The 13,998-nt window shown below is 45.0% G+C and carries 14 protein-coding genes; 3 read left to right on the forward strand and 11 right to left on the reverse strand.

Features of this window, described 5'->3' with window-relative positions:
- Positions 1 to 23: 23 nt before the first annotated feature.
- Positions 24 to 377: an IS66 family insertion sequence element accessory protein TnpB gene (gene tnpB, locus EYB58_RS10710; protein ID WP_111960662.1), complete on the reverse strand. Its 354-nt coding sequence runs from the start codon at positions 375 to 377 to the stop codon at positions 24 to 26.
- A complete protein-coding gene (gene tnpA, locus EYB58_RS10715; protein ID WP_111960661.1) occupies positions 377 to 745 on the reverse strand; it encodes an IS66 family insertion sequence element accessory protein TnpA in 369 nt (122 codons plus the stop codon). The genes tnpB and tnpA overlap by 1 nt, the downstream gene beginning before the upstream one ends.
- Before the next feature lie 535 nt (positions 746 to 1,280).
- On the opposite strand from tnpA, the gene EYB58_RS10720 reads away from it, so the two are divergent.
- From EYB58_RS10720 to EYB58_RS10730, 3 genes are all read left to right on the forward strand, one after another.
- Positions 1,281 to 2,411: a Fic family protein gene (locus tag EYB58_RS10720; protein ID WP_111960659.1), complete on the forward strand. Its 1,131-nt coding sequence runs from the start codon at positions 1,281 to 1,283 to the stop codon at positions 2,409 to 2,411.
- A 396-nt stretch (positions 2,412 to 2,807) separates the two neighbouring features.
- Positions 2,808 to 3,062: an acyl carrier protein gene (locus tag EYB58_RS10725; protein WP_111960657.1), complete on the forward strand. Its 255-nt coding sequence runs from the start codon at positions 2,808 to 2,810 to the stop codon at positions 3,060 to 3,062.
- Positions 3,063 to 3,290: 228 nt separating this feature from the next.
- Positions 3,291 to 4,538 carry a beta-ketoacyl-[acyl-carrier-protein] synthase family protein gene (locus EYB58_RS10730; protein WP_111960655.1) on the forward strand — a complete coding sequence of 416 codons (1,248 nt, stop codon included), beginning with the start codon at positions 3,291 to 3,293 and terminating at the stop codon, positions 4,536 to 4,538.
- A 3-nt stretch (positions 4,539 to 4,541) separates the two neighbouring features.
- Here EYB58_RS10730 and EYB58_RS10735 read toward each other — a convergent pair whose 3' ends face one another.
- From EYB58_RS10735 to EYB58_RS10780, 9 genes are all read right to left on the reverse strand, one after another.
- A complete protein-coding gene (locus tag EYB58_RS10735; protein WP_111960654.1) occupies positions 4,542 to 5,612 on the reverse strand; it encodes a sensor domain-containing diguanylate cyclase in 1,071 nt (356 codons plus the stop codon).
- A gap of 271 nt (positions 5,613 to 5,883) precedes the next feature.
- Positions 5,884 to 6,264: a transglycosylase SLT domain-containing protein gene (locus EYB58_RS10740; protein ID WP_242637621.1), complete on the reverse strand. Its 381-nt coding sequence runs from the start codon at positions 6,262 to 6,264 to the stop codon at positions 5,884 to 5,886.
- A 287-nt stretch (positions 6,265 to 6,551) separates the two neighbouring features.
- On the reverse strand, positions 6,552 to 7,214 hold the full coding sequence (locus tag EYB58_RS10745; protein ID WP_131071983.1) for an AAA family ATPase: 663 nt from the start codon (positions 7,212 to 7,214) through the stop codon (positions 6,552 to 6,554).
- Positions 7,211 to 8,878, reverse strand: a complete 1,668-nt coding sequence (locus tag EYB58_RS10750; RefSeq protein WP_111953193.1) for an integrase — start codon at positions 8,876 to 8,878, stop codon at positions 7,211 to 7,213. Before EYB58_RS10750 ends, EYB58_RS10745 begins: the two co-directional genes overlap by 4 nt.
- A complete protein-coding gene (locus EYB58_RS10755) occupies positions 8,871 to 9,428 on the reverse strand; it encodes a DNA methylase (RefSeq protein ID WP_111953191.1) in 558 nt (185 codons plus the stop codon). The genes EYB58_RS10750 and EYB58_RS10755 overlap by 8 nt, the downstream gene beginning before the upstream one ends.
- A gap of 2 nt (positions 9,429 to 9,430) precedes the next feature.
- Positions 9,431 to 9,787: a CHC2 zinc finger domain-containing protein gene (locus tag EYB58_RS10760; protein WP_111953189.1), complete on the reverse strand. Its 357-nt coding sequence runs from the start codon at positions 9,785 to 9,787 to the stop codon at positions 9,431 to 9,433.
- A 254-nt stretch (positions 9,788 to 10,041) separates the two neighbouring features.
- Positions 10,042 to 10,419 (reverse strand): hypothetical protein, encoded by a 378-nt coding sequence (locus EYB58_RS10765; RefSeq protein WP_111953187.1) that lies wholly within the window; start codon positions 10,417 to 10,419, stop codon positions 10,042 to 10,044.
- A gap of 174 nt (positions 10,420 to 10,593) precedes the next feature.
- Positions 10,594 to 11,523 (reverse strand): transporter substrate-binding domain-containing protein, encoded by a 930-nt coding sequence (locus EYB58_RS10770; RefSeq protein ID WP_242637622.1) that lies wholly within the window; start codon positions 11,521 to 11,523, stop codon positions 10,594 to 10,596.
- 1,202 nt (positions 11,524 to 12,725) lie between these two features.
- A complete protein-coding gene (locus EYB58_RS10780; RefSeq protein ID WP_111960616.1) occupies positions 12,726 to 13,997 on the reverse strand; it encodes a B12-binding domain-containing radical SAM protein in 1,272 nt (423 codons plus the stop codon).
- Between the last annotated feature and the right edge of the window lies 1 nt (position 13,998).

A 13,998-nucleotide genomic window follows, 5' to 3' on the forward strand; every position in this document is an offset into this window, starting at 1 on the left:
TTACTGAAAATTTAACTAAAATTTTAATAAAGTGCGGAGTATTGCAGCGATTTATGAGCCTCGACCTGGTGGATGGAAAGTCCGTCCATCAACCAGGAAAGTTCCCGTTTTTCAATTACCATAATTTCCCTTTGTGAGGTCGGCCATTTGAAGGAATGCTTCTCCAGTCTCTTATGCCATAAGCAAAAGCCATTTCTGTCCCAATACAGCACCTTGATCATATTCTGTCTGCGATTGCAAAAGACGAACAGGTTGCCGGAGAAAGGGTTCAACTCCATATGCTCGCTGACCAAAATGGACAATCCGTTAATGGATTTGTGCATGTCCGTATACCCCAGTGCCAGGTAAACCTTTATGTTGTCCGAAGGCAAAAACATTACAGCATCTGTAGAACCTGCAGGACTTTTGTCAGGGTGTCCTGGGAAAACTGATCCGGAATCTCCAGACTGAACCTGGAGTCCACCATGAGGCGAAGGGTGGAAAATACATTGTCTCGGATAAAAGGGACACTTTGTTCCGAGAGGCTCACAGGGAGCTCGGCAAATTTTATTTGCCCTTCCTCTTTAAAAAGCTTCCTTTTCCAGTACCCGAAACGGTGGCGGACCAAGCTGTTCCGCCTACAGTACTCGGCTTGACTTAGGCCGGTACCCTTCCAGTTAGTCAGATGTTTCTGGTAAAATTGGCGAGGGGGATCCCCTGATGCTGGTGATTCCTGCCTGTTTGCGATGGTGATAATTTTCTCCATGCCTGTAGTAAGCCTCCTTCTTCGTCTGTTTGTTGAAAGATGGCCCACTATCGCACGGCTTGCGAACCGATGGAAGATGGGGGTTATAGAGCGCTTACGGAATAGTTTCTGATCTTAATAAAAGCAGAAAAATTTAGTTTTGGGAGGTCAAATAGTTATGAAAAAGATGAAACGGACATTTGTATTCCAGGGACATGATACCGGTTTTCAAGAATAAACATGCACCATCTTTTGATAGCGATGTCCATAGACTGTCGTGAAAATCGGGGTTGATTATAAGATAGGCCAGACATGAGCAAACCCGATTTATGGCACTATCAACCGATTGTAATTCCAGCGTTATTTTCCATGTTCTGAAAAGATGAACACAAAGTGGCCGAAGTAATGATCAATCTCTGAAAATCAAAGAAGGATAAAAATTCCTCCCTTGACTTTGAGTCCAATAGTCTCAATAATCAACTCAATATGTGAGTCGAAAAATTTAATTAAATGACTCAAGATGTAATTTAATCAATGGGTGTATTTGACTCAATTTATGAAATATATCTGGAAATATAAAGCCTGGCCGAACTTTACATGGGAGAGTGATGCATTGCTCAAACCACTGGGTGATGTCCGGTTCAACCAAGGATCATTAATCGCTCAGATCAGGGAATTGGGTTTTGATATCCAGCAAACCGCCAGGGTTGATGTACTTGTGGAAGAAGCCTTGAAAACGTCAGCCATTGAAGGCGAAATATTAGATCCTGATGCTGTCCGATCTTCTGTGGGGCGCCAGCTTGGCCTTCCAGATGCCGGGTTGAAATATGTACAGGATCAAAAAGCTGATGGACTTGTACAAATCCTGATGGATGCAACCAATAACTATCACCAGGAATTGACGTCGAAAAGGCTCTTTGCCTGGCACGCCGCCCTTTTTCCTACTGGATATTCAGGCATGATTCAAATCAATGTGGCCCAATGGCGGGATGACAAAGATGGGCCCATGCAAGTTGTTTCAGGCCCCATCGGTAATCAAACGGTTCATTTCGAAGCCCCCCCCGCCCATTTGATTGAAAACGAAATGAAAAGTTTTTTTTCCTGGATAAATGAAAAAACAAGAACAGATGGGATACTTAAAGCAGCTCTCGCGCATTTATGGTTTATCAGTATTCATCCGTTTGATGACGGGAACGGCAGAATCGCAAGAACGTTAACTGATATGCTGCTGGCTCGTGACGAAAATAGCCCAAAACGTTTTTACAGTCTTTCATCACAGATTATGGCAGAAAGAAATGAGTATTACGACATCCTGAATTCTACTCAGATTGAGAATCTGGAAATAACAAACTGGTTGATATGGTTTCTTGAATGCATGAATCGGGCAATTTTAAATTCAAATTCACTCTTGGAAAGAATAATGATTAAAGCACGATTTTGGAAAACTTTTGCCCAGACGCTACTAAATAACAGGCAGACAAAAGTTATCAACAGACTGCTTGATGCCGGCCCAAATGGTTTTGACGGTGGATTGAAAAACAAAAAATATATGGGTATCTCTCATACCAGTCGTGCTACTGCCCAAAGAGAATTGGCTGACCTCGTTCAAAAAAAGGTTTTGGTTCGATTGCCTGGTGGGGGGAGAAGCGCAAGCTATGATCTCAATTGGAGTATATTCGAAAAATAATCCTTTTCTTGTATCCTTCAACAATTCAAATGCTGCGGACAAGCCTCAGATTTAAGTCGTTCACGGCGGCTCCGCCGCCGTGAATCGCGGTGCTGACTTCGGTCAGCACCGCGATTGGACGAAGCCCTGGCGGGCATACTACGAACCTTTTTCGCAAGCCTGTGGTTTAGGAAACTAAAAATTTTTATCTATAACCCGTATGAGCCCTTCGAGATTGATATTAAACTGCAGGCAAGTTACATGATATTACCCTGGCAGCACCATGGATACTGTTTTCATTCACAATGAATTGTGGTAATGACTATATGCTTTGGGGGACAAGCGTCGGGCGCAGACAGGGCACAGGATTCGGCAGAAGCGTTCGAAGAATTAGCAGAAGGATAAAGGATACGGTGAATGGATCGAGAAGAAATACAGACCACCATTATTGATTTTATTGAAACCAGTTTTGAAATGTCCGATGTCGGGCTTGACGATGACCTTAATGCGGTCCACGGCTTTGACAGTATTGATGCCATAGAGTTACTCCGGGAAATTGAGACATTGATGAAAACCAAACTGACCCGGGATGAGGAAGAGGCAGCCATGACCATACGCACCGTCAGACAGATCGTTGATTTTATTGAAAAGGCCATGGCGGACAGGGCTTAGGACCGCAGATTAAATAACTTGAACGAAATAGCTTGCCTTTTGGCCCATCTACTTCGTTGCATCAAAGGTCCAATAGGCCTGCTATTCAACCTTTAATGCGCCTTGTAGATGAACCAAAATTCGGCGTTATTTCTGCCCAACTTATTTAATCTGCGGTCCTTAAGATCCCCTGGATGTCGGACGTTATATCCTGACGCATTAAAATTTTGAAACGGTGATTTAATACTCATGGAAAGACGCGTTGTCATAACCGGATGTTCAGCCATAACACCCATTGGCTGCAGCAAGGCGGATATTCTTAAAAAGCTTGAGTGCGGCATATCCGGTGTTGGCCGCATCAGGGATGATGAACTTCTGGTTGAGCAGCTGAATACCAGCGTGTTTGGCACGGTGGACGAGGATCTGGCCTACGACTTTCCAAGAAAATTTCGTAAAACCATGGGGCCGGTCTCTTTTGCGGCCTGCCGGGTTGTGGATGACGTCATTCAACAGTCCGGGCTTGACAGCTCATTTCTTTCTTCGGGAAGAACCGGGGTTGCCTTTGGGTCTTCCCACGGTTCCACCGCTGTGCTTAAAAAAGTGTACCAGGCCTGCTTTAATGCACAATCCACTGACATGTTCTCCCTTTCGGCTGCCGATTATCTCAAATCAATGGTCCATACCACCGCCGTCAACATTACCCGGATGTTTGGCATAACAGGGCGGGTCATCAGTTCCCCATCCGCCTGCACCACCAGCAGTCAGTCCATCGGGTTCGGTTATGAAATGATTAAATTCGGCGTTCAGGACGCCATGATCTGTGGTGGTTCCGAAGAGTACGATACCACCACAGTGGCTGTCTTTGATAATCTGCTGGCCTGTTCCACCCATTATAATGACACCCCGCATAAAACGCCCCGGCCCTTTGATGCGGAACGTGACGGGCTGGTGGTGGGCGAGGGGGCCGGCGCGGTCATGCTGGAGGACTTTGAATCCGCCAGAAAACGGGGTGCGATAATTCTTGGGGAGGTGATCGGGTTCGCCACCAATAATAACGGCGGCAACCTCATTATGCCTGATCTTGCCGGGGTCACCCAGGTGCTTAAGATGGGCCTTGAAAATGCGCAGATCCCTGCGGAGCAGATTGATTTTATCAGTGCCCACGCCACGGCTACCCGTATCGGGGACGTGATTGAGGCCCGGGCCATTAATAATGTCTATGGAAACAAACCATGGGTCAGCGGATTGAAAAGTTACATGGGACACACCATTGCAGCCTGCGGTGTCATCGAAACCATTCTCACACTGTATATGATGGAAAAAGGCTTTATTGTCCCCACACTCAACCTGGATCAAGTGGATGACCGCTGCGCCATGATCCACCATACCCCCCGTCTGATGGAAACAGAAATCCAGTGTGCCGCTGTCCAGAATTTTGCCTTTGGCGGCATTAACACCAGCCTGATTCTTAAGAAATTTCCCCGCAACGGGGCTTAAGATCTATCTATTTAATCTGCGGTCCTTCGTGCTTGTGGCCCTTGTGGCCGGGTGGGATGGCGTTTTTTTCATGGCTTTAGCCTGATACATGCGCTTGTCCGCGATTTTAAGCATGTCACGGGTATCTTTGATACCGGCATCCAGGATATTTGAAATACCGTGGCTGAGCCGGATGACATGATCCTTTTTCCCGTCGTTCAGCGGGGTTGTATCCAGGTAATGTTTGACCCGGTGGAGATAGTACTCTGCCTGTGAGGTATTGGTTGATGGCAGGATGACGATGAATTCATCTCCGGCAAACCGTGCCACGATATCGGACTGCCGCTGGTGGACGGTCAGCGCTTCGGCCACCGCACACAGGACCCGGTCGCCAATATCGTGGCCTGCCGTATCGTTGATAGCTTTAAAATCGTCCAGATCCAGAAAGATGAGGGATAGATCAGTTCCGTAGCGTTTTGCCCTTGAAAATTCCCGTTCCAGAACCCGTTTCATCACTCCCCGGTTCAGCAAACCGGTCAGGGGGTCGTGAAAGGCTAAATATTTAAGTTGTTCATGGGCCGTGACATTGGACAGGCACAGGGATACCTTGAGGGCAAGCTGTTCCAAAAGGGAAGTGTCGATACCGGGTTCAAAACGTTTGGGATCCGGATCTGCCTGATTGATACTGCCCACAATCTCGCCGTCCAGGGAAATGGGGGCAATGGAGATGGAACCGATATCCTGGTCCAGGGTTTGTGGAATAATCTTTTTATAAGCTGAAAGACCGGTGTTGGCCAGCAGGGGCTTTGATGTTTTCACGATGGATGAAAATACCTGCTGGGACACATTGACCATGGATGAGGCAAGTTCCCGGGAATCGTGGTTGGCTTCCAACTGCCGGGCCAGCCGTCCTTCTGAAATCATAGCCACCCAGATATGGGGGATGAAAAATTTATCCGATATTTCAGTGAGGAGCCTGTCAAAGAAATTATGGAAATCAAGGATAGAGAGGATGCTGACTTCAATCTCGTTGAATTTTCGGGCTATTTCTTCGTTTTTCTTTAACCGGTCTAAAAGGGCCTTAGGTATTTCCATTTTTCTGTCCTGTGTCCGTCGGCTTAGCAGCTCTGCCTAATTTTACCACCCTTCCCTTTAAATGGCATGGGCCATAAAGTCAACACATTAGATTTGCAAATTTTCCCCCCTTTGTTGACAGGCCGTGGTAGGTCCGGTAAGCGTGGTCAATAGGCTTTACCGCTGTATTCGAGGACGAACGCTGCTATTCGGTTCGTGCTATGTACAACCAGTTGCATGCCCGGAGCTTTGCATATTCGGCTGAAGGACGCTTGCAAGGCTGGGAGGCAGTTTATTTTTCTTTTTGTCTGAGGATATCGTAATACGTTAGGATTCTTTCTACATAACGAACCGGCTCCTGTCCCCGGGCATATCCGTACCGTGTTTTTTTATAGTATTTGCGTTTGCTTAAAAGTGGCAGGGTTGTTTTCAGGGATGCCCATTTATTGATATCCATGCCCTGTTGCCGGGCAATTATCTGGGCATCTCTGACATGGCCGTATCCCACGTTATAAGCGGCGAGGGCAAAACGCTTTTTTTGTCGCGGGTTTGGAATATCATCAAACCGTTTGTGCATCAGGTTGAAAAATTTGACTCCGGCTTTCACGCTCTGTTTCGGATCCAGGCGGTTTTTGATCCCCATCTGTTTGGCCGTGGCCAGCGTCACCTGCATCAGCTGATGAGATTCAAATAATGTAACGGTATTATGGATTTAAGATTCTAACAAAAATGTCAAATTTGTTTTTGATTTAAACTTGTTGTAGCGAAACACCAATAAAAGCAGAGTTACAAAATAATGTAACGGCGTAAGAAAAATTCAATAATGATCTGTGGTTTGGCGTTTTTCAAAAATGAATCAAACAGAAATCGGCGTCAAAACATATGAGGATAAAATACAGGCAGGCCAACCTCGGATTATACCAAGGATGGCCTGTTAATGCAGATAAGTTGTGGTAAGGATTATTGAGGAGGGAGATCTGATATAAATTCCAGGGCAAGATTAATATCAACAAATTGGTGGTTTAACTCCTTTGCCCTGTCCCGGCAGTCTGTACAGATTTCTTTAAATTTGCGCATATCGCCCTTAACGGACATATAAATCTGTTCAACGGCTTCCTGCTGGATATCTTTGTATTTTTCAATGAAGTCCTCGACCTCTATGGGATACAAAATCAGGGTTTTCAACCGGCTGAGTATATCAGGATGGTTCCGGCTCAAATAAGTTCTCACATTCGGAAGTCCTGCAAATACGATGGGAACCCCGGCATCAATAATCCGTTTAAGATATGGCCAAACCCGGGTGTCCAAGTCATTGGCCTCATCTATAATGATAAAACAATTGGAGAGATTACAGATCATTTTCAGGTACTGGGGAGTTCGGCGGTAGGTGGCGGTGGCCTCATAATTTAATTCCTTAAGTATCGCGGCCAGGGTTTCATGTATGTTGAACAGAGACTCAACCCATACAGCATGGAGCTTTTTGGGATGCAGCAATTTTAAAAACCGAGTTTTTCCTGCACCAAAATCACCCTCCATGAGCACGCTTTGGCCTCTGTAGATCCGGTTATAAGTGGCAGCCAAGTATGAGACCCTTCGTTTATCACTGATAAAATCCTCTTTCATGTTATGTCTCCATGGGATGCATAAATGGCTACATGGTTCGTATTTAACGATTTTTGGCAATCAAGCATAAATGCATTGAACAGGGCCTGATTTTTACGGTCATCCGGCTGGTTTATCTTTTTTGTGTAATCCGCGTACCTTGATTGATTATGATCAAGCACTTGTTCCGCCCGGGCCAGGGTGAGGCCCTTATGAAAAACGTCGACTAAAACAGGCCGGTCAACGGCCATATTGTGCTTTTCTAAAAGAGCGATAATGGTGTCAAGTTCATCAGGCGGCACAGGCGAAGGTTCTGGTGCCGGCGGTCTGTCAAACGGCTTTTTTGCAATGGCTTCGCCCAACAGTATACCGTCTTCACCCTGCTCAAAAATAAAAAGCTTGTCCTTGTATTTGGATATTTTCACCGGTGTGCTTTTATGTTTGCTGAACTTATCTGCACCACGGGTCACATAATAATCGCGCTTGTCATGGCGGATGGTCCTGGTTTTGGATACGGTGGCTTTGATTTTCCTGTAGCCGTATTTCATATATTCCTGAACCTGGTCCGGGGTAAAATTCAGGGTATCTGCCTGGTTTGATAAAAAATCATCAAATTTCTGTGCCGGCACCCAGGCACTGACCACCCCGTCTTCGGTAAAATAATGTTGTGTATGATTATGTTCGTTACGATATTCGCTGAGCATAGTGCTGCTCCTTAGTTCCTGAAGGCTTATATCAAGAAGGGTTACAGTAATTTTTTCCTTTCTTCCCCGCTTGAAGTCATATTCGGTAACGGTTTTCACAATCCTGTCCTCAAAGGCTTTGATAATACGTATTTCAAAATTGTGCAGGCTCCGGTGTGAAGATTCTAGATGTGCCTTATCTTTGGGTGAATACGCCTTTGAAAAATCCGGTGCCAAATAGAAGCCTTGCGGTGTAGAATGCTTCAGGTTAATGGCATTGATGGGGCGTTTTAGATTTAAAAATCCTTTTGCCTGGTCAGGTCTGATACCAATTTTTTGCAAAGGCAAAGGGGTACTCAACAAAAAACGGGTAAAAAGATCCACAGAGTTCAGGCTGCTTTCGGTAAAATAAAAGTCCAGAATAAACATTTTCCTGGAAGCGGTATCAAATATTTCAATTACCTGTGGTTTTTGCCAGTTACCGTGTTCATCTCTGATCCTTAAATATTGAAATTTACAGCCGTCAACCTGGATCAAAGCAAATACCGGCACCGACTTGAAGGCATGCATTACCGGGACCTGATCCTGCTTATCCTCTTTTTCCAGGTAAAATTTGAGATTTTCCCTTTTGACACATCGCCGAAGTGCCGGAAGACTGATGGTTCTGCCCAGCTCTTGTTCAAGCCAGTGATGATAATTTTTAATGGTTCTGGCTTTCCGGGTGATAAAAATGAATCCCTGGGATGAGGGGTCGCATGACGCCTTGACCATCTCAATAAACCGTCTTTTGGTTTGCTCATCTATTGCTCTGGGCCGTCCGCTGCACTTACGGCCTTCCATAATTCCTTTTTCAACCAGTAAAAGGGGCGCCGGGATAATTCCGGTTTTCTTGTACTGGTCCTTGTAATATTTTTTGGACCGTCTCTTGGTAGATCCGGTTTTATTCATGATTTTTTTGTGCAGCAGTAAATGAAAGCGGTCATCAATAGTCAGGTCATCCATTATCTGCCCCCTTTGATACAATCTTTTCGTATATGACCCGATGCCACAACAATGCTGCCTGGCGGGAGGTCTTCTGCCAATGATCATGCTGAGCCACACGGACCTGTTCAAGCATTGCCTTTACAACAGCCATGTATTCATGGGTAATTCGATCTGTCAGATCCGGTTTACTTACCGGAGCCGTTTTCTGGTCCTCAATAAATTTTTTGATATTTCGTGCGGTCAGTTCCATGCCACTGTTTATAATCGCCCTCCAGATACGGCGTTGTTCTATGGAATCCATTTGAGTAAGGGGGCGGATCTGGGATTCGTTGGCCGGCAGTTTGTCTCCAATTGGAGACAGGTTGTAAATTACTTCATAGGCTCGAATCAGCCGGTAAGCATGGGCTTTGCCCATATCCCACCGTGCCCTGGTATATGCCTCAAATGACTCAAACAGAGCCTGCTTGTACAAACGATTCTCACGAATTTCTTTCAAGGCTTGGCCGATTTTGTAAAAACATTCTTGATTTCGACCAATCAGGGTTTCAAGCTCAAGCAGCCGTTCCATACTCACTGCCCTCCCGGCATAGGCCTGCCGACCATAGCGGCAAGGGCCGTCAATTTTGCGGCCTGAACCTGGGGTACAGTATTTATTTGTTTCAAAAACAAGACACTATCCCTAAATCCATAGCCCTTGATTTTCATGACAAGGTCAATGGTATTAAAATTTTTTTCGCATCTGAAGCACCTGGCCAGGTTCGTGGCTGGATTTACAGCGGTTTGAAATTCATTGCACAAAGGGCATAGAAAACGAAAATAACCATCTCTAATCTTGGATAGAATCTGTAAATGGTCCCTGATCAACACATCTACAGGGATATTGTTTCTCAGTTCAAATAATTGCCGGGATGAAAATCTGTTTTTCACAAGACACCTCCTTATTTTTAAAATTTCAGGTGCTTTTTTATATCACCGGTTAGAGTCGCCTGTCAGTTGCCTCTTAAACTGAGATAGAGATTATTCTGTTGATATCTACTTGTATTATCAGTTGGTTATCCTCATGATGTCTCTTAGAATCAAAACTCGATTAGTCTGTTAATATCCCTTTATATTACAATGAGTTATTCCAATCATGTATCTTAAAATCTATACTCGATTAGTCGTTTATGCCAGAGGGTCTTTTATGGGAATCCCTGTATTTTTTCATTGTTATGGCTGATAACCTGGGTAACCAGATATTGAATGATAATTGCCGGCTTGATCCCGTATTCTGCTATAATGACTTCCATTGGCAAAACAGGTTTTGTCTGTTTTTGATATGAAAGCGAAGGAAGGTTCCCAGATGTTTGTTGCTCCTCAGCTTCTTCAAGTTTTTTTGCCAGATAATTGTTTTTGCAAACAGCTTTGTTTTTCCTGTTCCACTTTTCACATTGCCTTCGATGAAGCTCTTTTTGGCAAGCCGAACGACATGTTTTCTGCCGCCCTTTTTGTCTTACATCAGGGGTGAACCATTTCCGGCAAATAGAGCAAGGTCGTCTTCCACGTGAATTCTTTGCCATTATTTCTTCTCCAAAATTTGAATCAGGGAGATTATATGTACCAAATTTTGAAAGAAGCAGCGGCGAGGTCTATCGGCGGGATAGGCGGGGTATGATTTTTTATTTGATTGGCGGGATATAGCGGCGGGATATCTGCCCGTTACATTATTTCGTCATGAAACTGCGGGGTACGCGTTACACTTTTTGAATCTTACCAATCAGCCCCCGGACACCGGTATGGCTTTTGGCCCTGGCATTGAAATGGGATTCCTGGTAGACCATTGCTGCAATGAGCCGCCAGTCAAATCCGTATTCTTTAGATTCTGCTTTAATAATTTTTTTATATTGGGGTAGCCGTGTTTTAATCCGTTCATGAAATTTTTTTAAATCAAAATAGTCAAAAATCTCCAAGTTGCCATAATATTTCTCATATATTTTACCCAGGGTGCCGGTTTCTTCGGCCATCTCAAGAAACTCATTGATCTGGTCCCGCAACACTTTATTTGTTTTTTTTACAGCCCAGCCCAGGTACTCTTCTTCCTGTATGGGCATCCCGATTTTAATGTCCGGGTAGTATCTGCGGTTTAAAAGTGCAATGTTTGAATCCGCGATGGTGAATGTGATTTTTTTTTCAGAAACCATTCTGATAATTTCCTCGGTGGCCATATCTTCAAGCAGCTGAATATCCAGATCAATTCCGGATGCTTTGAGTTCCTCTAAGCGTTCCTGATAGGAGGTGCCTTTTCGGATATGAATGGTTTTACCTGCCAGCTGCTCAGTATCTTTTATGCCGAATTTTAGTTTGTGGTGAATAAATTTTTGTTGCACAGACATGTAGGGATCGGAGAATAAAGCGATCTGTTCCCTTGGTTCTGTTCTGGTGATGCCCGCGGCGATGAAATCTCCCTGTCCTGAATTAAGCACTTCAAACATTGTGTCCCACTCCGGTACGATAACTTCAAGCGCCACCCCCAGATGATCTGCAAACGCCTTTGCAAGATCATACTCAAATCCCATGGGAGAATCCCGGTAGGTGTAATAGGATGTGGCATTATTGGCCGTGATCATCCGGATCGCACCGCGTTTTTGGATTTGTTTCATGGGGGCTTTGAATCTGATCCCCATTTGATCCAACAAGAGGTATATGCCGATTCCTGCAGCAGCAACCATCACCACGAGGATGGCTGGATATAACTTGTTTTTGTGATTGAAAATAATCACCTCCTGTTAATGTTGTGTTTACGCCGTCCCGATTAATAAAGAGGTCATTCTCTCTTCCAATTGCATATTTCATGATCCACAAGAATCGTTCAAAAGCTGCCTTTCAGAAACTATAATTCAGCAGGACTGGCAGGGCATCTTTGTCAGCGACAATTATGGGTTTTATGCAAAATGGGTCAATCTCAGGTTTAGTTTTATCCTATTTTACCTATTTTACATAACCTTAATTAAACCAAGAGTTCAAGAATAGAAGCAATGTGTTGATGGAAACACTCTGGCTAAAAGGAACTTGACCTGAATAATTTTACAGAAAAGAATTTGCATTATCACGGTGACGTCTGTACTTTGTGAATTCAAAAAATCGTATTTATTTTTTGTCCATTCAGGCTTTCCTTTATTCAGGAAACTCTGTTCCCTGTTCTTAAGGAGCATGTTTATGATTTTGTGTTTGAAAAGAGTGCTTTTTCGATTTTGTCTGGCTGCCTGCTGTTTACGGCCGCAGGTTCTGACCGGCTGTGCAGGGACAATGGCGGTCGTCCCTCCTGTGAATGTTGAAACCCTGCAAACATACCATATTGGTAAATTTGTCTGGTTTGATCTTTTCACAACAGAGATAAAACAGGCAGCCTCTTTTTATGAACACCTGTTTGGATGGACGCTGACACCGGTTTCAACCCTTGGACAACGTGATTTGCTGACAATTTATTCCAAATTTTCCTTCCCATAGCGTTCCCGTTTTTCTATACGTTCGGTTGATATATTGAACATACCGTTGCCCCAGGTGTTTTACAAATCGCCTACACTGCTGCTACTTTTAGGGGGCAGCAACAGATGGACATGATTTGTCATCTAAACGTAAGTGTGGACTATATAATTTGAGGTTAACGCATACGCCTCAAGCCATTGAAGGTAAAACAAGTAGTCGTCATCGGCAAATAAACAAGCTTGCTTGTTATTCCTCCTTTGAATAATGTGAAGAAGGCTGTTGATTAACAGCGAAACATAGCCTAAAGAATATCCAGCCTACTGGAAATGGTTCGGGTATCATATATTTTATTTTCAGGATATGTTTACATAAGATTGCGTTGGTTTCCCTGTAACAGATATCAGCTTTGTTGACCTGCGGGCCGCCCAAACGCGGAGCCCACAAGGTTCCGGTTCCTGGGACGATAGGTGTTGTCCGCTTTTTCTTTCTGGATAACCGTTTTTAGCAGCTTGTACATTTTGATATTCTGGGGTTCATCCTGGTAAAAGGAATCCCAGGCATACTGGAGCAGATTCTGGAGGCGTTCCGGGGCCATGTTTTTGGGCTGATACACCACTTTGTCCGCCGAATACTCATCCCAGTCATAGGATAGAATCCTATTTTGACGGTTCAGCTCGTCCCATGCCCGGGTATGGGGGAAGGGCGTCAGAACCGTAAATTCCGCCAGATCCAGATCAATTTCCAAAAGAAAATCAATCAGTTTTTTGATGGAGTCTTCGGTGTGGTGGTCAAGGCCTAGAAGGATGGTGCCTTCTACACCGATGCCGTGGTCATGGTAGCGCTTGATTCTGTCCCGGATTAAATCCGAAGTGTCGAACACGGCCTGGTAAACATACCAGGCGCCTGCCTGGGCTGCCAGGTCCAGCACCTTGGGGTCGTTTTCAATGGGGTGACAGCACCATTTTTTCTTTAATGGGATCATCTCCCGGAAAAGGTCCAGTTCCCACTGCTTGTCCTGGGCCAGGGAATTGTCCACGATGAATAGACGGTTGTTGTCAATGCCGGCCAGCTCTTCAATGGTTTTGTCAATGGGTCTGGGTCTGAACTTGCGTCCCCCAAGGTAAGCCACGGCGCAGGGGTAGCAGTTAAACCGGCATCCCCGGGAGGCATGGACCAGATCCACCATCTGCACCCCTTTGTAGTTGTACAGGTCCCGTTCAAGAATATCCCGTCTGGCCGGCCCCACCATTTCAATGGGCGGCTGTGATGACAGATAATCGTACACGGGTGCCAGGCGGTTTTTTGCAAGGTCGTCAAAAAGTTTTTCCATGCGGCCTTCTGCTTCTCCAAGAAATACGGAATCCACCTGGCCGGTCATCTGTTCTGCATGGAGCATAGTGGCAATGCCCCCGGCAATGACCGGAATACCTTTGGCCCGAAATTTTTCTGCAATGGCAATGCCGCGATTGATCTGGATGGTCAGCATCATGGAGAGCGCAACCACGTCCACCTGTTCGTCATAGTCAATGGTCTGGACATTCTCATCGATAAACTCGACATCAATATAATCGGGCAGGGCTGCTGCAAACACAACAGGTCCATGGGGGGGCAGATGAAATTCGGTCTGCCGGTCAAGTTTTGTCCATTTGGGATAAATTAGTTTCAGCTTCATT

This window comes from Desulfobacter hydrogenophilus (assembly GCF_004319545.1).
Classification (GTDB): Bacteria; Desulfobacterota; Desulfobacteria; order Desulfobacterales; family Desulfobacteraceae; genus Desulfobacter; species Desulfobacter hydrogenophilus.